We start from the raw sequence: 20,948 nt of genomic DNA, 5'->3' as shown, positions 1-20,948 counted from the left end.
ACGCGCCTCAAGGCGCGGCCGCGATCACCTGGGCTACGGCGGCCGTCAGCTTCTTGCCGTACGGCACGTGCAGAAACTCGTTCGGTCCGTGTGCATTCGACTTCGGCCCGAGCACGCCGCACACCATGAACTGCGACTTCGGGAAACCCGACTTCAGCACGTTCATCAATGGGATCGTGCCGCCCTGCCCCATGTAGGCAACGTCCGCGCCGTAGTGCGTACGCGACGCGTCGTTCAACGCGGTGGCGAGCCACGGTGCGAGATCGGGCGCGCTCCAGCCGCTCGCCGCGCCGGCGTCCGGCTTGAAGGTGACCTTGGCGTTGTACGGCGGATCGAATTCGAGCAGCGCCTTCAGTTCGGCGACCGCCTTCTCTGCCTCGATCAGCGGCGGCAGGCGCAGCGACAGCTTGAACGCCGTGCGCGGACGCAGCACGTTGCCGGCGTCGGCGAGCGAGGGCAAGCCGGCCGCGCCGGTCACCGACAGCGACGGACGCCATGTCGAGTTGAGCAAGGCTTCTTGCGGGTCAGTGGTGGTGGGCAGCACCTGACGGCCGTCCTGGCCGCAGGCCCACGGCAGCTTCTTCCAGACGTCGTCGCCGAGAATCTGGGCGGTTGCTTCCGCTTCACGCAGACGATCCGCCGGGATCTGAACGTGGAAACCCTTCGGCAACAAGGTGCCGTTGGCGGAGTCTTCAAGACGGTCGAACAGTTGCCGCATGATGCGGAAACTCGACGGCGCAATGCCGCCGTAACCGCCCGAGTGAATCCCTTCGTCGAGCACCTGGACTTCAAGGTCGCCGGCCACCAGTCCGCGCAGCGAAGTGGTAAGCCACAGTTGATCGTAGTTGCCCGCACCCGAATCGAGACACACCACGAGACCGACTTTGCCGAGCCGTTCGCGCAAAGCGTCGACGTACGGCAGCAGATCGTAGCTGCCCGATTCCTCGCAGGTTTCGATCAGGCCGACACAGCGCGGACGCTCGATGCCTTGCGCGTCCAGCGCGGCCAGTGCCGTGAGGCTCGCATAGATCGCGTAGCCGTCGTCGGCGCCGCCGCGACCGTACAGCTTGTCGTTTTCGAGCTTCGGCGTCCAGGGGCCAAGGTCGTTGCGCCAGCCGTCGAATTCAGGCTGCTTGTCGAGGTGGCCGTACAGCACGATGGTTTCTTCGCTGCCCGACCGGGTCGCGGCCGTTTCGAAGAAAATCACCGGCGTGCGGCCCGGCAAACGGACCACTTCGAGTTTCAGGCCACGCACGGGTTGCTGTTCGGCCCATTGCGCCGCGTCCGTGATCACGCGTTCGAGATAGCCGTGCTTGACCCACTCGGGATCGAACGCCGGACTCTTGGCCGGCACGGCGATGTAATCCGTGAGCGCGGGGACGATCTCGTCGTTCCATTTGCGGTCTACGAATTCGCGTAGCGTGTCCTGGTTGATGCGTTGGGTCTGCTCGGTCGTATGGTCGGAGATCATGGTGGCGGTCCGTGGCGGCTCTGTTCGGGAGAAACGTCCATGATAGTCCCGATGCGCGATGCGCTGAACCCCTGCGCGGTCCATTCGCGTCAACACTGCGCAAAGTAAACAATCGCGCGACAATCGCAAGATACGTCGCGTCCTGGGGAGCAGACTATGGGTAGCAACGTCGTGGTTCAGGCCATCGCCGCGGCGCTCGCGTTGGCGCTGTATTTTCTGCCGAGCATTCTCGCGGACCGGCGCAAGCGTCATGACGTGCTGACGCTGGCACTCTTCAATGCGTGCCTGGGCTGGACTGGTTTTGGCTGGCTGCTTGCGCTCTACTGGTCGTTGCAGCCGAACCCGCCGAAGAATGTGGCAGGCGAAGTCGTAGAGACGCGGAAGATCGTACGGATGCGGGCGTTTTCTTCGGCGCTTCTGGTGCGCGTGCAAAGGCGCGCCACGGCGCGTGACCGCGCGGAAAAATAATCAGGCCGCGCGGCCCATTCTGCCCCACATCACCGAGCCGGCGGGGATCGAGCGCGGCTCGGCCCGCACGCTCTCGTGCGCGAACATCTCGCGGCGCAGTTCGCCGTGTTCGTCGAACCACTCGCAAATCAGCCAGTCGCCCGGGTTGAGCGCCACCGGACCTGCGTAGGTCACGGTCATGCGCGGGCCGCCTTCTTTCAGCGTGACAACATCGCCGGCACTGAAGCGCGCGGCTGGCGGTGTATCTAATACCTCAATGGTAGCGGTCAGCATATTCAATCCCCTACGGAACCCGTTGAGCGGAATCAAGTCATTGCGTCATGCTTTGCAACACTGAACTTGCCGAAGGAAAACTCTAAAAAGTTTGCCCAGATTAACAATCGAAATTAATCGCGGCAAGTGCTTTTTATTGATACCGTTTTCATCGGCACTGGAATAGGTTTCCTAACCCGGCAATCGGCCGGTCAAGCCGGGAAAACCCTTCCGAACCGCGCCTGGCCGCCACCCGTGCGGCACTGCACGATCGCAAAACTTACGTTTGGATGTCCGCTCCGCAGGTAGAAAATGCGACGGCGATTTATCATATATAAAGCGCCGCCGATAAATCCAAATCCGGGTTTATTCGGATCGCCTGCAAACGAAGTTACCTGTGAACGGAAAACTCACCGGTAAATTTACTCACGCCAAAACCGGTTTTGTTTAAAGTGCATAATAGTTTTTAGCGGCCACCGTTGAAAACGATTTCCCGGCCGCTATTTTCAAACCGGCTGGGCAGCCCGGCGCAATGCCAGTTGTTGATGCCGCACCAGCAGCACGCTCAAACCGATACACACGAACATCAGACACGCGTTGATCGCAAGGCTGAGCTGGAAGGCGTGGGCATAAGCGCCCGGCGTCACGCTGCCGCCGATCGCCCCGAAAAACGCACCGCTGATAGCCGCCGTGCCGAACGCCGAGCCGATCTGCAAGGTCGACGACACCACGCCCGAGGCCAGCCCCGCCTTCTCCGGCGCGACTTCCTGCAGCACGATGCGCATGATCGACGGCAGCAGCAGCCCGTGACCGACGCCCGCGCACACCAGTCCGCAATAGAACAGCAGATCCGGTGTAGCCGCATGGGTCGCCGACCAGCCGGTAACCGTGAAGCCGACTGTCATCATCGAGAAGCCGAGGGCCAGCACGTGGCCGCCAATGCGCTTGACCACGGCGGGCGACGTCAGCGGCCCGATCACGAAGCCGATCGCGAACGGCATGATGGCCATGCCCGAGGCAAGCGGCGTCCAGTGCAAGCCGGTTTGCAGGAAGATCCCGTAGGTCAGGAAAAACGCGCTGTTGCAGTAGAACAGGAACGCGAGCACCAGACCCAATGCGAAAGCCGGGTTGCGGAACAATTGCAGATCCACCAGCGGATGGCCGCCGCCGCGCTCGACGCGCCGCTCGGTTACCACGAATAGCGCGAACACCGGGACGGCGAGCGCGAACATCACGAAGGTCCACGCGGGCCAGCCGGCTTCGCGGCCGTGCGTCATCGGGTAGATGACGAGCAGCAGCACCGCCGAGAGCAGCGCGACACCCTTCAGGTCGATACCGGTACTCGTGGCCGGCTGATTTTCCGGCACGAACTTCCACGTACCGATGAAGGCCACGATACCGATCGGTATGTTGATGAGAAAGATGATGCGCCAGTCGAGTCCGAACGGGTGATAGGTGATCAGCGCGCCGCCGCCCAACTGGCCGACGATCGACGAAAGCCCGAAGACGAAACCGTAGAGGCTCATGACCTTGGTCTGCCGATGCAGCGGCACGACCGCGCGGATGGTTGCGAGCACCTGCGGCGCCATGATCGCGGCCGCGATGCCCTGCACGATCCGCGAGATCACGAGCATGTGGCCGCTCGTGGCGAAGCCGCACAACGCGGAGGCGACCACGAACGCCGCCATCCCCGTCATGAACATGCGACGCCGCCCGAACAGGTCGCCGAGACGTCCGCCCGTGATCAGCAGCACGGCATAAGCGGACGCGTAGGCGGACACCACGAGTTGCAGTTGCGCATTTGTGGCATCCAGACCGGTATGAATCGACGGCAACGCGAGGTTGACGATGAAATAGTCCAGCGGCGCAAGGAAAGCGCCGACGAACAGCACCGCGAGCGCGAGCCCCTGGCGCTCGAAGCCGGATACAGCCTTCCCGGCCGCCGCAGCGCTGGCGGCCACCGCGCCCACGCCTGGGCAGACGGCCGCGCCAACCCCACCAACGGCCGGCTGCCTCGCGGGTCCAACGAATGCCGCCGGAGCGGACTTGATGGCGTCTCTATTCATGACCGATCGTTCAAAAATTAGGTAAAAAAATTAGACGAGCGCGCGCATGGCGACGTCTACGATCCCGATCAACGCATCTTCCTTGTGGGCGACGCGTCCCAAGACGCGCAGGCCTTGCATCACACACAGCAGGAAATCGCCGACGGCTTTTTCGTCGAGCGTGGAATTGAAAGCGCCGCTCGCCTGACCGCGAATCACCGACGCCGCCAGCAAAGTCGCCATGCGGCGTTGAATTGCCGCGACGCGGGTGCGCAATTCTTCGTCGCCGGGTTGCATCTCCAGCGTGGTGTTGGTGATGAAGCAGCTGCGCTCGCCGATCAATGCGCTAGCGACCCGGGCGTAATGCAGCAAAGCGTTGCGCAGCGCCTCTTCCGGCGGCACCGGCGCGTTCAGCCGCTCGGCCAGCCGCGCGACCGAACCTTCCGCGTAGTGATCGAGCGCTGCGAGCATGATGCCGTGCTTGTCGCCGAATACGCCGTACAGACTCCCGCGCAACAGGCCGGTGGCCTTGCAAAGGTCGTCGATCGAGGTGGCGTGATAGCCGTGATTCCAGAAAACCTGGCTCGCGCTCGCCAATACGGCGTCCGTGTCGAACTCGCGCGGCCTGCCACGAGAGCAGACCTCGCCCGCTTTTTTCACGGATTGCTTCGAATTGCCTGATTGCGTCATGTGACGGATATTATGACTAACCGTTCAACAATGCAAGGCAATTGAGGCGCTTATTTGCCGACGGTTCGGCTGGCGAGGCGTCGCGTATGGCACAAGCGTCGTTGCGCCCCGCCCGCCTGCTTGCCTGCTTGCCTGCTGGCTTGGTGGCCCATTTTCGTCAGCCGCCCGCCTGCTTGCCCCACTTCTGCGCGGCGGTCGTGAAGAGCTGGTTGATCTCATTGCCGCTGGCGGCTTCTTTCGTGTAGTTGAACGTGCCGTGATCGTGCATTTCGTGCGCGGCGCGGAGAAACGCGCCCAACGCCGCACGCGCCAGCGAACCGCCCACGCTGACGCGCCGCACGCCCAGCGCGCGCAGGTCGTCGAAACTGAGCAGGACGCCTTGCAGCCCCATCAACACATTGACCGGCCGCTCGAGCGCGCCGACCACGGCGGCGATCTCTTCGCGCGTTTTCAGGCCGGGCGCGTAAAGCACATCCGCGCCGGCTTCCTGATAGGCCTGCAGGCGCCGGATCGTGTCGTCGAGATCGGGCCGGCCCACCAGATAGTTCTCGGCGCGCGCCGTCAACGTGAATGGAAACGGCTGGGCACGCGCGGCAGCGACCGCCGCCCGCACACGCTCCACGGCGGCTTCGAACGGGTAGATCGGTTGATCCGCGCGACCGGTCGCATCCTCGATCGAACCACCGACCACGCCTGCCGCCGCGGCCTGCCTGATCGTTTCGGCACAGTCTTCCGGAGCGTCGCCGAAGCCGTTTTCCAGATCGGCGCTGACCGGCAAGTCGGTCGCGCCCGCGATTTCGGCGAGATGCACCATCATCTGCGCCCGGCCGATGGCGTTATCCGGCAGGCCACGCGAAAACGCATAGCCTGCGCTGCTGGTGGCGAGCGCCTTGAACCCGGCCAGCGCCAGGAGCCGCGCCGTGCCGATGTCCCACGGATTCGGGATGATGAAGGCCTCGCCCGCTGCGTGGTACGACTGGAATTGCTGTGCTTTTTCGGTTTGCGTTGTCATCGACAGTTCCATTGGAGACGGAGACCAGCGTTTTCGCGTCCACGCGCTGTCCGGTCGTCGTTATGTTCGTGAAGTGGCAAATGGTGTGCGGGTGAATTGCAAGTACGCGGCAGATGCAAGTGCGCGGCAAACGACCTGCAAATCGGAAAAACCAACGGAAAGCGGCAGCCGGCGGCGCCTGGCTACCTCTGCCGGCCGGCCCTGCATAGGTTTGCAGTGGATGAACCGCGGCTCAGGTCTCGAGCCTGGCGTCCATCGTGATAGTGGCGTTCAGTACCTTGGAAACCGGGCAACCTGCCTTGGCGTCCGCAGTAGCCTGCTCGAATGCGGCTTTGTCGCCTCCGGGGATTTTGACGGCTACGTCGAGATGCACCGCGGTAATCGAAAAGCCGCCGCCGTCCTTGTCGAGCGTGACTGTTGCCGTGGTGCCGATACGTTCCGGGGTGATGCCGGCCTTGCCCAGTTCGGCCGATAGCGCCATCGAGAAACAACCCGCGTGCGCGGCCGCAATCAGCTCTTCCGGATTCGTGCCGATGCCGTCCGCGAAGCGTGTGGCAAACGAGTATTGAGTTTCCTTGAGGACGCCGCTGTCGGTGGAAATCGAGCCTTTGCCGTTTTGCAGGTTGCCTTGCCAGACCGCTGATGCCTTGCGCTTCATCGCTCTCTCCTGTTTGTGCCCTGCTTCGCGCCGCCCCTCAACCCTACGTGATGCCACCCGCAACGGTCCAGCCCGGATTTTCGTGGTATCGGCATCGGTTGTAAGTGCCCCAGGGAGATTTCCTTCGGGGCATGCCGCGCGGCGCTGCAAGCGCGGGGTGGGCCGAACTTCATCATAGGCGCTTCCGTGTGCCAGTGTCGTGACGACGCCGGCAACCGAATCAAACAGGACGACGCCGGCGCTATTCGGCGAACGGCAAGCTCGCCTGCCCCACGGCTCGCATATCGAACACGTTCAGCGTCATCGCCACCAGCGCGTAGTAGCCGAGCAGGCCCACCAGATTGATCACCACTTCGTGGCCGAAGCGCTCGACCGCCTTTTTATAGGTGACATCCGACACCCGTTTGGTGTCGTACAGTTCGCTCGCGAAGTCGTGGATCAAGGCGTCGTCTGGCTCCGTGAAGGCCGGGCGCTGACCCTGGCGGATCGCCTCGGCGTCCGCTTCGGGCACACCGGCTTCCAGGGCGATCGGATAGTGGATATACCACTCGGCTTGCGCCTGCCAGCGCGCCGCGGTCACCAGAATCGCCAGCTCCGACAGGCGCAGCGGCAAGCCGGTGCGATAGCGGCAGAACGCGCCGAGCCGCTGCGCCTGCTGCGCCAGCTCCGGACTATGAATCCAGCCCAGAAACGGCCCGTTCAGATTGCCGCGCGGGCCGGACAGGATCTCGTCGAGCACGGCCTTCTGTTCAGGCGTGGCATCGGACAGCTCGAAGTGAGGCAAACGCTCGGTCATCGCAAATCTCGCAGGAATGGGAAAGACATCAAATGGCGGTCAGCGCGCCTTCGATCGCATCCGTCAACCGGCTGACGATCTCGTCGATGTCGCGTGCGGTGCAGATGAACGGCGGCGCCAGCAGCACATGATCGCCGAGATTGCCGTCGACAGTGCCGCCCATCGGATACACCATCAAACCCCGCGCGAACGCTTCGCGCCGGATCGCCGCGTGCAGCTTCAGCTTCGCATCGAACGGCGTTTTGGTGGCGCGATCCTGAACCAGTTCGACGCCGACAAAGAGGCCGCGCCCGCGGACGTCGCCGATATGCGGATGCTGCGCATAATGCTCGCGCAGCCGGCCGCGCAACTGCTCGCCGCGCGCCTGCACGTTCGGCAGTAGATGGTCGTCGGCAATCACGCGTTGCACTTCCAGCGCCGCGGCGCAGGCGGTGGCGTGGCCGATATACGTATGCCCATGCTGAAAGAAACCCGAACCGCCGACGATCGCCTGATAAATCCTGTCGCTGACCAGCGTCGCGCCGATCGGCTGATAGCCGGCGCCGAGCCCCTTGGCGATGGTCAGCATGTCCGGCGCGACGCCGTCTTCTTCGCACGCGTACAGGTAGCCCGTGCGGCCCATGCCCGACATGATCTCGTCGAGGATCAGCAGCACGCCATAGCGATCGCACACCGCGCGAATCTTGCGGAAATACTCGCGCACCGGCGGCACCGCGCCGGCCGTGGCGCCCACCACCGTTTCCGCAACGAACGCGGCCACCGTGTCGGCGCCGAGTTCGAGAATCTTCTGCTCGAGTTCGTCCGCGAGACGCTGCGCGAACTGCTCTTCGGATTCGTCGGCGCGCTGCTCGCGATACGCGTAACACGGGCTCACGTGATGCGCTTCGATCAGGATCGGCAGAAACGGCTCGCGCCGCCACGCATTGCCGCCAATCGCCAGCGCCCCCAGCGTGTTGCCGTGATAGCTCTGGCGCCGCGCGATGAAATGACGGCGCTGCACCTCGCCCTTCTCGACGAAATATTGCCGCGCCAGTTTGAGCGCCGCCTCGATCGCTTCCGAACCGCCCGACACGAAGTACACGTGTTCGAGCCCTTGCGGCGCGCTCGCCACGAGACGGTCGGCGAGTTCCTCGGCGACCTGGGTCGTGAAGAACGACGTGTGCGCGTAAGGCAATTGCTGCGACTGCCGTTTGATCGCGTCGATCACGCGCTGATTGCTGTGGCCGAGGCACGAAACGGCAGCGCCGCCTGAGGCGTCGATATAGCGCTTGCCGGTCGAATCGATGATTTCGATGCCGTCACCGGCGACAGCCACCGGCAACGACTGCTTCGGCGAACGATGGAATACAGTGGACATGGTTTCACTTTCCTTTCTGATTGCGACGGCTGCTCAAACGCCGGTCTGCGCTGGCGATAGGCGTGCGATGAAGGTGTCGAACGCGCATTGCCCCTGTCGATAAACTTTCATGGCGACACCGGTGCTGCCGAGTTCGAAAAGCGCCGTGGCGAGGGTGTTTTCGTCGTCGGGATCGAGCGGGTCGTCGCGGTAGATTGGCAGGCCCGAAGGCGCGCGATCCTGCAACACGTCGAGCAATGCAGCCGGCTTGACTGGACCCGCGAGCGTGCCCAGCAGATGATCGACGCGCACCTGCCGGTCACGCGATGAATCGGTGACGATTTGCGCTTCGGCTTCGCAGCCGGAATGAATCAGATGGTTCGCATGGCCGGCGATAGCGGACACTGTCTGCACAGAACATCGCTGCGCACTGGCTTCGACGCTGAAAAGACGCGCGTCGCCCGCGCAACCGAGTGTGTGATGAAAACCGCTCGCGGCCGGCGTACGGCGCAGGATATGCAGCGCCTCGTCGAGCGAAGCCGCGTCGAGCACTGCCCGCGCGAGAATCATGCGCGGCACGCCCGCTGCGGGTACGCGAATGCGCAGATTGTTGATGGCCTGCACGAGACCGGCGCGGCTGGCGGCAAAGGTGTGGCCCGGCAACGATCCGGGGTAATAGAAGCTCACGAAGCCCGGCTTGCCTGCAGGTTGAACCTCGACCAGAGAACAACGCTCGCGCAGAAAGGGATCGCCGTCTTCATTGTGCGCGATGAAACGCGCATCGCCTTCGACGGCCGCCAACGTCGTGCAACCGTCCGGCGCGTTGTGAATCAACTCGCCGCGGCAATTCCACAAAAAGATATCTTCCGCCGACCAGCCCAGTCCTGCCGCCATGCCGTCGAGTTCTACCAGCAGCGCCGGGAAATGCGCTTCGGTAGCATCGCGCAGCTTCTGCACGAACGGATCGCCGCGCCAGCGCCGAACCGCGCGCCATGCGCCGCTCTGCTCCATATAATCGGCGAACACTGGCCTGGCGAGTTCGCCCAGCCGATAGCCGATGTCATACGGCTCACCGCTCACCTGAAAAAGATTCAAATCCTGCTTCGACGCCACGGCGCACACTCATTCAACAATCGGTACGCATTTATACTTCCAAACAACATTTGTTGTCAAACAGTGTGGCGACGAAACAGATGACGCGTTGATGCTCCGTGGCAGATATCGGCCTGATTCAGACGAAGCGCATCAAGGCACATACGCGCCCTTGTCATGCAGCGATTGCTCGGCAATACCGAGTTGCTCGACGGCGCCCGCCCCTTCCAGCGCGAGCAGATGCGCGACCAGCGATTCGGAAATCGCCGTGGCCGCCACCAGCGAAGGAAAGAACGATGGGCTTTCATGCGAAAAAATCAGCACCTTGTCGGCGTTCAACGCGATCGGCGACACCGCACTGTCGGTGATCGCGATCAGCTTGCTGCCCTTTTCCAGCGCCGCCTCCGCCACGCGCGCCGCTTCGACTGAATACGGCGCGAAACTGATGACGATGGTCGCACTGTCGTGCTCGATCGTGCGCAGTTGCATCTCGAGCGTGCCCGCTTCGCCGTTGAGCAGCGACACGGACGAACGGAACAGCCGGTAGCCGTAGATAAGCCCGAACGCCACCGCATAGCAGGAGCGAAAGCCCGCGACATGCACATGCGAAGCGCGCCGCAACAGACGCGCCGCTTCCACGATCGCGCGACCGTTGTGCGCGGCAGTGACCTCCAGATTGTGCTGTTGCGCGGCCAGCAGGTCGTTGGCCAGCGCATCTTTCGATTTGACGAGCGAACGGGCGCGGCTGGTGAGCGGCTCGGGCCGCGTGCGCACGCGCGCGACGAACAGGTTGCGTAATTCGTTCCAGCCGGGGAAACCCAATTGTTGCGACAGGCGTACCAGCGAGGCCGGTTGCACCTGCGCCCGCTCGGCCACTTTACGCATTGATGAGACCGCGACTTCGTCGGGATGATCGAGCAAAAACCCTGCTCCCATCTGGAACTGCGGACTCAGTTCGGAGAAGCGCGCCCGGATCAGGGCGGCAAGCTGGTCGAAGCTGTCTGGCATGCGATATACCGGGTGAACGGTCGATAAGGATGACAACAAATGTTACCACCCGGTGCATCGCATCCAACAAAACTTCCAGCGTATGAACAGCAGTTGCCTAAAGAAGCGCGACCACCCGCACGTCGCCCTGCTCGGCCGCCGATGCGACCACCTTGTCGCCGATTCGCCTGAACGTGATCGACACCGACGAATCGCCCACCTTGAGATCGCCGACCTCGAGCCAGTCGATACCCTCGGGCAACATCGGTTGCTCGATCACGACTTCGCGCCGGGCCGCATCGATCGTGATGCCCAGACAGGCTTCGAGCATCATGAACGGCGAGCCCGCCGCCCAGGCTTGCGGCAGACAGGCGACCGGATAAGCGGTGGGCGGTTCGCCGCGCCGCCGCGGGAAGCCGCAGAAGAGCTCCGGCAAACGCATGTCGAAATTGACCGCCGCCTGGAATAGCGCCTGCAACAGCCGCACGGCCGCCGCCTTGCCGCCGTAGCGTGACAGACCGCGGGCACAGAGCGCATTGTCATGCGGCCAGACCGAGCCGTTGTGATACGCCATCGGGTTGAAGCGCGCCTGGCTCGCGGCCAGCGTACGCACGCCCCAGCCGGTATGGAACAGCGTGGAGTCGAGCGCGTGCACGACAGCTTCGCCACGCTCACGCGAGGGCAGACCGAAGGCCAGCAGGTGGCCCGCATTCGACGCCATCACGCGACACAGTTCGCCGTGACCGTCGAGCGCGATGCCGTAGAAGCCGGCCTCTTCCATCCAGTACTTTTCTTCGACGCACTGACGGATTTTCTTTGCGCGCTCGCTGTATTGCCTGGCGGGATCCTGCAGGCCGCGCAGCTTTGCGAAGTGAGCCATCGTGTCGAATGCCGCGCTCGCATAGGCCTGCACTTCGACGAGCGCGATAGGACCGTCGGGGAAATGGCCGTCGGCGTGGAAGACCGAATCGTGGCTGTCTTTCCAGCCTTGATTTGCAAGACCGCCATCGGATTCGCGCTGGTAGTCCAGCAGACCGTAACGGTTCTTGTCGCAGACACCCGCAACCCATTGCGCCGCGCGCTCCAGCGCCGGCCACAATTCGTCGATCAGTGCGAGATCGCCGGTGCGTGCCGCATAGGCGCCGGCCAGCACGATAAACAGCGGCGTGGTGTCGACGCCGCCGTAGTACAGCGCGAACGGCACTTCGCCGGTGGCGGCCATTTCGCCTTTGCGCATCTCGTGCATGATCTTGCCGGGCGCGGCGTCACGAAACGGCGAATTTTCACGTGCCTGATGTTCGGCGAGAAAGCGCAACACGCCTGCGGCCAGAGTCGGTTGCAGCCACAGCGCCTGCAACGACGTGATGACGGCATCGCGCCCGAACGGTGTTGAAAACCACGGGATGCCGGCGTACGGATACGGACCGGTGGCGAGATCGGTAGTCAGCAAACCCAGATCGGCGAGCGAGCGATCGATCCATGCGTTGAAGAGCGGATTGCTCGAACGCACCCGCGCGGTGACGCGGCGCCGCTCACGCATCACCAAGTGGGCGTCGACCAGTGCGGCGCGCACTGCGGCGCGGCCGACGCGCGGGCGCTCCGCATCGATTTGCGACAGATGAGCCTCGCTCACCGCATGCATGGGTTGTGCGACGTCCGCGCCCGGTTTGTTGGCTTGCGGGACAACTTTCACCGCAACCGACAGATAGATCGACACGCAGGCTTGCGCCGGCAGCTTGACGGTGTAGTCGGCGCGGTCGGCGAAAAGCTTGTCGGGTTCCGGCGAGAAGGCGATCTGCACATTGCGCGCCACGTCATCGAGACCGATATAGCCGAGCAGCACTTCGCGGTTCTCGACACGCGCCGGTTTGACTCGGCCCTGTTTGTCGCGTTTAAGGCCGCGCACTTCGAACATGTCGCGGAAGTCGCTGGCAAACGAGATAGAAAGCGGCACGACGGCGTCGCTCGTGCCGTAGTTGGTGAGTTCGATGGCTTCGTTGAGGACGGTGCCCGAGAGCACACGTACGCGCTCGACGTGGATCACGCCTTCGGGCGTGCTGTCGCCGCCGAGCGGCGGCAAGGGACGGTTGGTCAGGTGCGCGGTGAACGACGTGTTGTCGCTGTTGACGCTGCCCGACAGCAGCGACGGCGCGCGGCCACCGAAGGTGAGACGTAGTTGCGAGAGGACGCGGGTGTCGTTGACGAACAGGCCGTCGTCGTGGCCGGTGATATCGCCGAGGGGGTCGTTGACGATAAAGGTGTTGCCAGACTTCAGCACATGCTGGGTGGCGCTCGCGACGTTGAGATTTTCCGTCGGGATGAATGCGCCGTCCGGCTCGGGTTCGTGGTGGTCGATTCCACCCGAGTGAGACAGGCCGCCGAGGGCTTCTGGCTGCTGCATCAGGGTCGCTCCTATGGGTTCGGGTTTGGGTTCGGGTTTGCTTTCGCTTTTGCGTTTGCTTTCGGATTCGGTTGCTGGTGGGCGGTTGGGCGCTGCCCGGTCGTTTCTGATTGTAGAGGGTCTGTCCGCGTCAGACGAACTTATCACATGGGAGTTTCGATTTTTTGTTTTGATCTCACTTTGGGGTTTGGGTTTTTGTTTTGATTTTTGTTTTGATTGGGGTTTGGATTTTTTTTGGCATGGGAGATGCAGGTGCGGGTTTGATTCCCCGCGCGGGGCTTGTTTGTCTGTTCGCCTGTGGCGTTGGTCTTTCCCTGGTTTTATGGTCTGTGCGACACTTGTTTGTCTGGTTGTCTGTTCGACGCGTTTTTCTGTGCGCTTTTGGCGTTGGCCTTTCTTTGATATGTTTGCCTGCGGGGCGCTTATTGTCTGGTCGCCTGCGGTGTTGGCCTTTTCTTGTCTGGTTGCCTACGGCGTTGGCCTTTCCTTGATCTGGATTCTTTGGGCTTTGGTTCTTGGCCTTTCCTTGAATGGATATTGGTTTATTAGCGTCGCCCCTGTGCGGGGCAGGCACCTACTTTTCTTTGCCTGCTGCAAAGAAAAGTAGGCAAAAGAAAGCAGCTCACACCGCTAATTCTTAAGCGGGTCCCCCGCACAGTCACGGTAGTGGTGCATCTGGAATCGGTGCCCTCGCACATTCGGCCCTGGTGACAAGGCTGTCATGCTTCCCGCCTCGCACTACGTGCTCGCCGGAAGGGGCCATCAGGAAACCAAGGGCTTCGCTTGGTCGTGGCGAAAGCCATCGGCCCCGCCTCGGCGACAACGGTATTGCCTGGGAAACCAGAGGCTTCGTTTGGGCGTGGTGGGAACCATCGGCTCCACCTCGGTGACAACCGTATTGCCCGGGAAACCAGAGGCTTCGTTTGGGCGTGGTGGGAACCATCGGCTCCACCTCGGTGACAACCGTATTGCCTGGGAAACCAGAGGCTTCGTTTGGGCGTGACGTGAACCATCGGCTCCGCCTCGGCGACAACGGTATTGCCTGGGAAACCAGAGGCTTCGTTTGGGCGTGGTGGGAACCATCGGCTCCGCCTCGGCGACAATGGTATTGCCTGGGAAACCAGAGGCTTCGTTTGGGCGTGGTGGGAGCCATCGGCTCCGCCCCGGTGACGACGGTATTGCTTGGGAAACCAGGGGCTTCGTTTAGGCTTGACGGGAACCATCGGCTCCGCCCCGGTGACGACGGTATTGCATGAGAAACAGGGGCTTCGTTTAAGCGCGATGTGGCCATCGGCGTCACCTCGGCAACGATGGAGTTGTGTGGGAAGCTGGGGGGTATCGTGAGGCGCGATTAGGCCATCGGCTTCGCCCCGGCGGAGCGCCGAATAGAGCACTCATGCGAGAACGTGGAGATGAGTTCTTGAAGTGTGCCCATGCCATTGGCGAGTCAAGATACTGAGCGAAACGCGGGTACGAAAACGTAGCGATTGGTTTTATGAAATGCGCGTCGGCGCGCGCAGCGCCGCCGGAAGTATGACGGCCTTGTCACGAACGTCGAATGTGCGAGGGCACCGATTCCAGATGCGCCACTACCGTGACTGTGCGGGGGACCCGCTTAAGAATTAGCGGGGTGAGCTGCTTTCTTTTGCCTACTTTTCTTTGCAGCAGGCAAAGAAAAGTAGGTGCCTGCCCCGCACAGGGGGCAATCCACAAAATATCTTCTTTCCCGCGAACCTCTTGTCTGGCATGGGTTTCCGCGATTTTGCCGTTCACCGGAAGAAGATTTTTATTTGCATCAGGACAATCTGAGGACAATTTCTGCGGCTTTCCTGCAACACACCAGCGTATCCCGCACCCATACACAAAGAAACCCGCCGAAGCGGGTTCTGGCTGTCGAAGCCGTTTATGCCACGCCGGGACAGCGGCGCAGTCAGTCAACCGTTTCCGCTTCCTCTTCAAACACGTCGAGCGTACCGCGCACGCCGGGCCTATGCAGGAGCGACAGGACGCGCGCCGAAACCTGTTCGTCTCCTGGGTAGACCTTGACCCGGAATGTGTACGCGACGGTGCCGCCCTCCCTGGGTACGAACCTGATCCTGTCCAGCTTCGCGTCGGTGAACGGCAGGTCGTCGTCATGATCGCTATCGCTGAATGTGAAGTCAGCAGGGAAACTGCCCGACCAGTGCAACGTCCCTAACTGGGGGTTGCGCAGGCGCGGCGTGTGATCGGGGTCAACCAGATCACCGGTTCCGTCCGCATCATAAAGCGAGCGGCGCAGCGTGGACGACAGCCGGTCGAGCGACGTATTCGGGAGGTCGGTCGTGATTATCAGATCAAGGGCCAGCACTTCGTCATCGCCGTGATACTCAGTGCGCGTATTGATGTGCTCAACCCTGACCGGTTGATTTTCGAAGGTCATCATCGCGCGCCTCTCAATCGGACGGCGGCTCTTGCCGCGCCCAGCGGTATGCTTCGCCGAGATATGCCCGTTTCTCCCGTTGCAGGATTTCGAGCACCAGTATGCTTACAACGTCGCTGTCGATGTCTGCAAGCGTGTTGACTGTCTCCAGCACAACGAGCGCGCCCGCGTAGAAGCATGCGCGCATATCAGAGACCTGCCCGTCAGACAATGTTGCCGGTATCACCTGACGTCTGAAGCGATCCCAGCCCTCGCCAATCGTTACCGTATTCATTGTGTTCATTGCTCGCCCTCCATCCTGTGGCGTTTCGTTACATAGAACTCTTCCAGTTCTTCGCGCTGGCCTTCGTCCGGCACGCTGCGTATCAGGTTGGCGGCAACGTCGAGAAGGCCAGTTGCATCGGCTTTTTCAAGTCCGTCCATGACCTGCGCGAAGGTCATCGCGATCGGTTCCGCGTCAGTTACCTTCCTGCCCGCCTGCGAAGCGGCACGCGCTGCTGCAAGCCTGTCGCTGTACGCGGTGCGCGCAATCTCCTTTTCCTGACCGGTGCGCAACTTCATGGCGAGTTCGCCCGCTGCGGTGAGTTCACCGGCGCTCCGTGCCTCTGCAATCCGCTTCAGGACTTCATCCAGCGTCGGCACGGTTTCGTGTGGTGGCGCATTCCTGCTCATGCGCTGCTTGACGCTGTTGGTGCGCGACGATTCACGCGGCGGGTCGGGCCGCACTTCTTCGGCTATTCCCATATCGTGCACGCCGCCGTCGATCACTTCCAGTTCGTCAGGCGTGCGCACGCCGAAAACAACTTCGGACGCGTGCAGGCGTGACCAGCGCTTACCGGACAGGTAAGCAATCTGCTGCTTCGGGTCGTCCGCCCATAGTGTCGAGTTGCGTACGCGCGCCTGCTTCATCAGGATCGTGAGCACACGCGGTCCGCGCTCGCCCCTGAGCGTCGCGAAGCAACGCACGCCAAGCCTATCTTCGTCTTCGATGTTCCACGCAGGCACGCGATACCGGACAGGCTCGCCGTGTTCGTTCTTCTTCGTCTTCGACTCGCGTTCAGCGAACTGTCCGACGATCTTTTCCCACGGGCCGAACCATTCCCAGTTGATACGGTCCGCCAGCAGGCCGGAGGTGTTGACGGCGGCGATGACTAGCTGCGCTTCATAGCCGATCTGATTGTTGACGAAGTGCGTCTTTGCTGCGACCGCGAATGGGTTCATGTTCCAGGTCAACGCTTGCAATGTCACTGCCGCACAGTTGCCCGGATTGTTTCGATAAGGCTCCGGTACGGTGATGCCGGCTGTGGACATCAGCATCGCGAAGCGCTCGACATACCCAAGGGTATCGGCGTTAAGTTCGAATCGCGTGCCGCTCAATAAGGTGTTGTCGCTCATAGCGTATTTCCCTCATGCAATCGCCGCTTCGCGGCTAGATAAACCACGTAGGCATCGGCGGATGTCGCGTACCGTCCGAGATTTAGCTTTTTCCCTCCTGCTGAAATCTGCGCAAGATACCTTCCTCGCGAAACGTCGTAACTGACGCCAAGCAGCCCTGTTGTGTTGTCGCTGCGGGCTGAGTGCTGATTCTGGGAATTGATCGATGGTGTTGCATCGCGCAGGTTCTTCCAGCGGTTATTCGAGGTTTTCCCGTCGCGATGATCGACGGGGCCTGACGGCCAGCCGCCGGTCATATAAAGAAAGGCGAGCCGATGCGCCTTGTAGTTTCGACCGCAAATATGTATTTGCACATAACCATCGGCATCGAGGCTGCCCGCTATCCGATTGGCGACAGCTTTACCGGACCGGGTTACACGATTGATGAATACCCCGTTGTCAGGGTTATAACTCAACAACTCGCGAAGACGCGGAGCAGTCAACTGTGTGCTCATTACACGCTCTCCCTGGGCTTGCTGTAGGTCAGCGTCGTGTAATCGCAGTCCTCGACGCTGTACGCAGGGCGGTGCACGACCCTGCGCCGGTATGCGCCGCCATTCGGCAGGCGACCTACCGCGGCGTCCCCCATCGCGTGCAGGAGGTGCGCGCGTGCGCCGTCGCTGACGGCCTGATACGACTTGACCTGTTCGTCGGCTTCGATACGCACGTAATGCCAGTCCATCAGCGAAGCATCGAGCCTGACGGTTTCGCCGGTTGTGCCCGGATAAAGCCGCTTCAGGATTTCAACGGCGTGCCGGTGCGAGTAGTCAAACGGCGGTGGTTCGCCGGTTTCCACGAACGTCCAGAACGTCATTTCCTGGTCAATCAGCAGTTCGGAAAATTCGGGGTCGCGCTCAATGGTGTAGGTCACAAGACGGTTGCCACCGACCACCGCGCCAAGGTGCCAGACGTCGTAATCGAGTACCGTCAGATAGTGATGGCACTGGCACAGGTATTCGACCGGAACCTGGTCGGAACCCTGATCGCCCCATTCGCCGGAGAATCTGAAAAAGTCGGCGTTGACGTTCTTCGCTTCGAAGCCTTCGCGGCGGCCTTCCACCAGCCGGTCAACCGACGCCGCCATAAAGGGATACTTCGGGTGGCGGATGATCTGGTTGCGACGGCGCAGGCGCACGCCCATGCGATGCGCAAACATGTCGGCTGCAATTGCTTCCATCGCCTGGCCGAAGCGGATCGCTTCGTTTTCTTCGCGCTCGCCCGCTGTCTGCCCGGTCTTGTCCAGCCACAACTCATAGGCTGTCTGATAGCGCGACTGCCCGATAGCGGCGGCCGCATCGCTGCCGCCGACGCCCTTGCGGCGCTCCGCAAGCCATTCGTCCCTTGAGTTCATGGGCTTTACCCTTTGAGCGAAAGACCACGCAGTGCCAGCGTGTCGGCAACGCAATGCGCTGAGTACTCGCCGATGCCCTGAATCAGTTGCAGGTCATGCAGACTGTGCGCGCACAGTTCGCCTATTGACCAGATCCCGGCCGCCTGAAGCCGGTTGGTGATCCGTGCCGTCACGCCGAGCACCGTAACCGGCTGTTGAGCGAGCAGCGCGCTGACCATCGGGCTACGCTGTGGGAGGTCGAACGTACTCATTGCAGCGGCTCCGGCAGGACGCGAACGAACACCGTCCACAGACCCGTTTCGATGTCGCGGTACTGACCGGTGATGACCGGCATGCGGCTCGCCTGGAGCGAGTCCCGGACAGTCAGCGCATGGCGGTAGGTCACGTCGCTATCGGGTCCGCGAACAACGTGTATTTCGCCGCCGCTTTCATGTGGCATCGCCCAGGTCTCGACAAAACTGTTTTCCACGCGTCCACTCCTTGACTCAGGCACGATTAAGGATACGCACGCGGTCAGATATTTTTCAAGTGACCTATGACGCGAGGACGAGACATTGTTTTTAATTATATGGCGCAAGCCGGATTGAATTGTCCATTAACAATCAATGTGTTATTAGCAATCCTGAGCAACTTTCCTGATGGCTGCATTTTCCAGTCGTGATGACGTAGGTGTATGTCCCATATCCCTTGATTTTTCGGCTGAAACGTCAGAACACATTAGTGCACTACCATGGACAATTAAAGCAAACTGTATTAATTGACCACCGGCCTTTTAGCGGCTAATTTTAATTCATGGAATCTGACCGGCGATTTAAAAAAAGACAACCGGAAGGCCACATTCCATAGCGTCGATTGCCTGATGTGGTTGAACCGGAGAACGGTCGTGGTTAGAAACTCGCCAGTCCTGTGGGCGGCTTACCTCTGTACAGGTGAACAGGGTGCCGCGTCGCGCTCCTTCGCGTAGGGGCGAACATGGCACGCGCCCGCAACATCAAGCCCGGCACGATGGAAAACGAAGCGCTCGCGGCGTTGCCGCCGTTGCACCGGCTGCTCTGGATTTACCTTTGGATGCTTGCTGACCGCGAAGGACGGCTCGAAGACCGGCCGCAGCGTATCAAGGTCAAGGCACTGCCCTACGACAGCGCAAACGTTGATGCGATGTTGCGCGACCTCCATCAAGCCGGATTCATCATCCGCTATGCGGTGAGCGGACGCCGTTTTATCCAGATCGTGAATTTCGCGAAGCACCAGAAGCCGCACGGCAATGAGGCGGTAAGTGAAATTCCGCCGCCCGAAAGCGCTGATCCAGCACCCGCCGAAGCGGTGGGCGCTGGCGACGTGCGCGGCGACGAAGGACTTACGACCATGGTAGTAAGCCCTTCTGATTCTGGTGATAAGGACTTCGCACCAGAAGAACAAGCACTTGGCCCTTGTATCTCTGATTCTCTGATTGACCGATTGTCTGATTCTCTGATTGCTGGGGATGAGAACTCATCCCGGGTTTTAAAGCTTAAGCCGCGCGAAAAACGCGATTCGCGCGGCGCTCGCCTGCCCGAAGGCTGGACGCTGCCCGACGAATGGGCGCTCTGGGCTATCCGCAGGTGCGGATTCTCGCCTTCGCAGGTGTGCGGAACCGCCGAAGCATTTGCCGACTACTGGCACGCGGAAAGCAGCGCGAAAGCGCGCAAGTGCGACTGGTTCGCGACGTGGCGCAACTGGTGCCGCAGGGAACGCGCACAGCACGCCTCACACGGGCCGCCGTATGCGCCTTCCGCACGCGATCTGCGCGAACACCGCGACCGCGTGATGGTGACGGCGCTGACCGGGCGCGACCCGTGGCAGCCGCCGCCCGATGTGATCGATCTTGCACCGGAGGATGTGCGGCATGTTCCCGACAGACGGCACTGAAACGCGCGGCGAATGGCTGTTCCGGCATCAGTTGACGCTCTACGGTTCGCGCTTCCTGGCAATGTGGCGCAACGTTGACCCCGAAGACCTGAAACGCTCCTGGACACAACGCCTGAGCGGTCTTTCGCCCGAAGCGCTGCGCGCAGGGATTGAAGCGCTCGCGGGCGTCACGCATCCGCCGATGCTGCCGGAATTCCTTGAACTGTGCCGCGAGTCACGCGCGCAGAACGCCGCCTATGACCTGCCACGTCTGCCGTTTCCGACTGCGCCTGTGACACCTGAAGTTGCGGAAGCAAACCTCGCACGCATGCGCGCGATTGCCGCCGCGATGCTCAGGAACAGCAGGCCGTCGCCGAAATGGGCATTCGGTTTTCTCGACAAGGTGGCGAAGCTGGGCCGGATTCCAGGCCCGCACGATGCGAGGAAAAACGCGCTTGATGCCGTTGCATCGTCTGCGGGAAGCGCGTATATCGCGAATGCGACGGACGAACAGCGCGGGCGGTGGCGGGCCGCGCTCGCAATCATCGGCTGCGCTGCCGGTCTGATCCCCTCACGCGTGCCTGGTGAGGATGACGAACCTGTTGAAGCTGGGGTGCAGCATGATCCGGTTTGAAAGCGATGCACGCAC

The 20,948-nt window shown here is 61.7% G+C and carries 22 protein-coding genes; 4 read left to right on the top strand and 18 right to left on the bottom strand.

Translation table 11 applies throughout. The features are described 5' to 3' along the window. Positions 1 to 7 precede the first annotated feature (7 nt). Complete coding sequence (locus ACOSV0_RS29000; RefSeq protein ID WP_434110475.1) at positions 8 to 1,471, bottom strand: M20 family metallopeptidase; 1,464 nt, start codon at positions 1,469 to 1,471, stop codon at positions 8 to 10. A 156-nt stretch (positions 1,472 to 1,627) separates the two neighbouring features. On the opposite strand from ACOSV0_RS29000, the gene ACOSV0_RS28995 reads away from it, so the two are divergent. Further along, positions 1,628 to 1,939: a superinfection immunity protein gene (locus ACOSV0_RS28995; RefSeq protein WP_434110474.1), complete on the top strand. Its 312-nt coding sequence runs from the start codon at positions 1,628 to 1,630 to the stop codon at positions 1,937 to 1,939. Here ACOSV0_RS28995 and ACOSV0_RS28990 read toward each other — a convergent pair whose 3' ends face one another. From ACOSV0_RS28990 to ACOSV0_RS28945, 10 genes are all read right to left on the bottom strand, one after another. Then, positions 1,940 to 2,212 carry a YodC family protein gene (locus ACOSV0_RS28990; RefSeq protein ID WP_434110472.1) on the bottom strand — a complete coding sequence of 91 codons (273 nt, stop codon included), beginning with the start codon at positions 2,210 to 2,212 and terminating at the stop codon, positions 1,940 to 1,942. Between the two features lie 485 nt (positions 2,213 to 2,697). Next, a complete protein-coding gene (locus tag ACOSV0_RS28985; RefSeq protein WP_434110470.1) occupies positions 2,698 to 4,257 on the bottom strand; it encodes an MFS transporter in 1,560 nt (519 codons plus the stop codon). Positions 4,258 to 4,287: 30 nt separating this feature from the next. Further along, positions 4,288 to 4,926 carry a TetR/AcrR family transcriptional regulator gene (locus ACOSV0_RS28980; RefSeq protein WP_434110468.1) on the bottom strand — a complete coding sequence of 213 codons (639 nt, stop codon included), beginning with the start codon at positions 4,924 to 4,926 and terminating at the stop codon, positions 4,288 to 4,290. Between the two features lie 157 nt (positions 4,927 to 5,083). Next, positions 5,084 to 5,938: an isocitrate lyase/PEP mutase family protein gene (locus tag ACOSV0_RS28975; protein ID WP_434110467.1), complete on the bottom strand. Its 855-nt coding sequence runs from the start codon at positions 5,936 to 5,938 to the stop codon at positions 5,084 to 5,086. Between the two features lie 232 nt (positions 5,939 to 6,170). Continuing rightward, positions 6,171 to 6,596, bottom strand: coding sequence for an OsmC family protein (locus tag ACOSV0_RS28970; protein WP_434110466.1), 426 nt, complete (start codon positions 6,594 to 6,596; stop codon positions 6,171 to 6,173). A gap of 241 nt (positions 6,597 to 6,837) precedes the next feature. Next, positions 6,838 to 7,392: a carboxymuconolactone decarboxylase family protein gene (locus tag ACOSV0_RS28965; protein WP_434110465.1), complete on the bottom strand. Its 555-nt coding sequence runs from the start codon at positions 7,390 to 7,392 to the stop codon at positions 6,838 to 6,840. Positions 7,393 to 7,420: 28 nt separating this feature from the next. Beyond that, positions 7,421 to 8,749 (bottom strand): aspartate aminotransferase family protein, encoded by a 1,329-nt coding sequence (locus ACOSV0_RS28960; protein ID WP_434110464.1) that lies wholly within the window; start codon positions 8,747 to 8,749, stop codon positions 7,421 to 7,423. Between the two features lie 33 nt (positions 8,750 to 8,782). Then, on the bottom strand, positions 8,783 to 9,823 hold the full coding sequence (locus ACOSV0_RS28955) for a C45 family autoproteolytic acyltransferase/hydolase (RefSeq protein WP_434110462.1): 1,041 nt from the start codon (positions 9,821 to 9,823) through the stop codon (positions 8,783 to 8,785). A gap of 150 nt (positions 9,824 to 9,973) precedes the next feature. After that, positions 9,974 to 10,828 (bottom strand): MurR/RpiR family transcriptional regulator, encoded by an 855-nt coding sequence (locus tag ACOSV0_RS28950; protein WP_434110460.1) that lies wholly within the window; start codon positions 10,826 to 10,828, stop codon positions 9,974 to 9,976. A gap of 97 nt (positions 10,829 to 10,925) precedes the next feature. Continuing rightward, positions 10,926 to 13,208, bottom strand: a complete 2,283-nt coding sequence (locus tag ACOSV0_RS28945; protein ID WP_434110458.1) for an amylo-alpha-1,6-glucosidase — start codon at positions 13,206 to 13,208, stop codon at positions 10,926 to 10,928. A gap of 13 nt (positions 13,209 to 13,221) precedes the next feature. Here ACOSV0_RS28945 and ACOSV0_RS28940 point away from each other — a divergent pair, with 13 nt between their 5' ends. Next, on the top strand, positions 13,222 to 13,815 hold the full coding sequence (locus ACOSV0_RS28940) for a hypothetical protein (RefSeq protein WP_434110456.1): 594 nt from the start codon (positions 13,222 to 13,224) through the stop codon (positions 13,813 to 13,815). A 1,323-nt stretch (positions 13,816 to 15,138) separates the two neighbouring features. On the opposite strand, the gene ACOSV0_RS28935 is transcribed toward ACOSV0_RS28940, so the two are convergent. Genes ACOSV0_RS28935 through ACOSV0_RS28905 form a run of 7 tightly spaced genes read right to left on the bottom strand, consistent with a single transcriptional unit; the run spans position 15,139 to position 18,881 of the window. After that, entirely contained in the window at positions 15,139 to 15,630 is a 492-nt protein-coding gene (locus ACOSV0_RS28935; protein WP_434110454.1) for a hypothetical protein, read from the bottom strand. Between the two features lie 10 nt (positions 15,631 to 15,640). After that, on the bottom strand, positions 15,641 to 15,901 hold the full coding sequence (locus tag ACOSV0_RS28930) for a hypothetical protein (protein WP_434110452.1): 261 nt from the start codon (positions 15,899 to 15,901) through the stop codon (positions 15,641 to 15,643). A gap of 5 nt (positions 15,902 to 15,906) precedes the next feature. Next, on the bottom strand, positions 15,907 to 17,022 hold the full coding sequence (locus ACOSV0_RS28925; RefSeq protein ID WP_434110450.1) for a recombinase RecT: 1,116 nt from the start codon (positions 17,020 to 17,022) through the stop codon (positions 15,907 to 15,909). Beyond that, entirely contained in the window at positions 17,019 to 17,516 is a 498-nt protein-coding gene (locus ACOSV0_RS28920) for an HNH endonuclease (RefSeq protein ID WP_434110449.1), read from the bottom strand. The genes ACOSV0_RS28925 and ACOSV0_RS28920 overlap by 4 nt, the downstream gene beginning before the upstream one ends. Continuing rightward, positions 17,516 to 18,412, bottom strand: a complete 897-nt coding sequence (locus tag ACOSV0_RS28915) for a YqaJ viral recombinase family protein (protein WP_434110448.1) — start codon at positions 18,410 to 18,412, stop codon at positions 17,516 to 17,518. Before ACOSV0_RS28915 ends, ACOSV0_RS28920 begins: the two co-directional genes overlap by 1 nt. A 5-nt stretch (positions 18,413 to 18,417) precedes the next feature. Next, complete coding sequence (locus tag ACOSV0_RS28910) at positions 18,418 to 18,663, bottom strand: DNA-directed RNA polymerase subunit alpha C-terminal domain-containing protein (protein ID WP_434110446.1); 246 nt, start codon at positions 18,661 to 18,663, stop codon at positions 18,418 to 18,420. Then, positions 18,660 to 18,881 (bottom strand): hypothetical protein, encoded by a 222-nt coding sequence (locus ACOSV0_RS28905; RefSeq protein ID WP_434107674.1) that lies wholly within the window; start codon positions 18,879 to 18,881, stop codon positions 18,660 to 18,662. The genes ACOSV0_RS28910 and ACOSV0_RS28905 overlap by 4 nt, the downstream gene beginning before the upstream one ends. A 503-nt stretch (positions 18,882 to 19,384) precedes the next feature. Between ACOSV0_RS28905 and ACOSV0_RS28900 the strand changes: the two genes are divergently transcribed. After that, the gene (locus tag ACOSV0_RS28900; RefSeq protein WP_434110444.1) at positions 19,385 to 20,320 is read left to right on the top strand and encodes a hypothetical protein; all 936 of its coding nucleotides are present in this window, start codon (positions 19,385 to 19,387) and stop codon (positions 20,318 to 20,320) included. Next, entirely contained in the window at positions 20,298 to 20,933 is a 636-nt protein-coding gene (locus tag ACOSV0_RS28895; protein ID WP_434110442.1) for a hypothetical protein, read from the top strand. The genes ACOSV0_RS28900 and ACOSV0_RS28895 overlap by 23 nt, the downstream gene beginning before the upstream one ends. The last annotated feature ends 15 nt before the right edge of the window (positions 20,934 to 20,948 follow it).

The organism is Paraburkholderia caffeinilytica, from assembly GCF_051027425.1.
In the GTDB taxonomy this organism is placed as follows: Bacteria; Pseudomonadota; Gammaproteobacteria; order Burkholderiales; family Burkholderiaceae; genus Paraburkholderia; species Paraburkholderia caffeinilytica_A.
This window is presented reverse-complemented; position numbering and strand designations above follow the sequence as displayed.

Bases quoted from the DNA above. Each gene is read 5' to 3' on its own strand.
- ACOSV0_RS29000 (WP_434110475.1), bottom strand. From the start codon at position 1,471: ATGATCTCCGACCATACGACCGAGCAGACCCAACGCATCAACCAGGAC.
- ACOSV0_RS28995 (WP_434110474.1), top strand. From the start codon at position 1,628: ATGGGTAGCAACGTCGTGGTTCAGGCCATCGCCGCGGCGCTCGCGTTG.
- ACOSV0_RS28990 (WP_434110472.1), bottom strand. From the start codon at position 2,212: ATGCTGACCGCTACCATTGAGGTATTAGATACACCGCCAGCCGCGCGC.
- ACOSV0_RS28985 (WP_434110470.1), bottom strand. From the start codon at position 4,257: ATGAATAGAGACGCCATCAAGTCCGCTCCGGCGGCATTCGTTGGACCC.
- ACOSV0_RS28980 (WP_434110468.1), bottom strand. From the start codon at position 4,926: ATGACGCAATCAGGCAATTCGAAGCAATCCGTGAAAAAAGCGGGCGAG.
- ACOSV0_RS28975 (WP_434110467.1), bottom strand. From the start codon at position 5,938: ATGACAACGCAAACCGAAAAAGCACAGCAATTCCAGTCGTACCACGCA.
- ACOSV0_RS28970 (WP_434110466.1), bottom strand. From the start codon at position 6,596: ATGAAGCGCAAGGCATCAGCGGTCTGGCAAGGCAACCTGCAAAACGGC.
- ACOSV0_RS28965 (WP_434110465.1), bottom strand. From the start codon at position 7,392: ATGACCGAGCGTTTGCCTCACTTCGAGCTGTCCGATGCCACGCCTGAA.
- ACOSV0_RS28960 (WP_434110464.1), bottom strand. From the start codon at position 8,749: ATGTCCACTGTATTCCATCGTTCGCCGAAGCAGTCGTTGCCGGTGGCT.
- ACOSV0_RS28950 (WP_434110460.1), bottom strand. From the start codon at position 10,828: ATGCCAGACAGCTTCGACCAGCTTGCCGCCCTGATCCGGGCGCGCTTC.
- ACOSV0_RS28945 (WP_434110458.1), bottom strand. From the start codon at position 13,208: ATGCAGCAGCCAGAAGCCCTCGGCGGCCTGTCTCACTCGGGTGGAATC.
- ACOSV0_RS28940 (WP_434110456.1), top strand. From the start codon at position 13,222: ATGGGTTCGGGTTTGGGTTCGGGTTTGCTTTCGCTTTTGCGTTTGCTT.
- ACOSV0_RS28935 (WP_434110454.1), bottom strand. From the start codon at position 15,630: ATGATGACCTTCGAAAATCAACCGGTCAGGGTTGAGCACATCAATACG.
- ACOSV0_RS28930 (WP_434110452.1), bottom strand. From the start codon at position 15,901: ATGAATACGGTAACGATTGGCGAGGGCTGGGATCGCTTCAGACGTCAG.
- ACOSV0_RS28925 (WP_434110450.1), bottom strand. From the start codon at position 17,022: ATGAGCGACAACACCTTATTGAGCGGCACGCGATTCGAACTTAACGCC.
- ACOSV0_RS28920 (WP_434110449.1), bottom strand. From the start codon at position 17,516: ATGAGCACACAGTTGACTGCTCCGCGTCTTCGCGAGTTGTTGAGTTAT.
- ACOSV0_RS28915 (WP_434110448.1), bottom strand. From the start codon at position 18,412: ATGAACTCAAGGGACGAATGGCTTGCGGAGCGCCGCAAGGGCGTCGGC.
- ACOSV0_RS28910 (WP_434110446.1), bottom strand. From the start codon at position 18,663: ATGAGTACGTTCGACCTCCCACAGCGTAGCCCGATGGTCAGCGCGCTG.
- ACOSV0_RS28900 (WP_434110444.1), top strand. From the start codon at position 19,385: ATGGCACGCGCCCGCAACATCAAGCCCGGCACGATGGAAAACGAAGCG.
- ACOSV0_RS28895 (WP_434110442.1), top strand. From the start codon at position 20,298: ATGTTCCCGACAGACGGCACTGAAACGCGCGGCGAATGGCTGTTCCGG.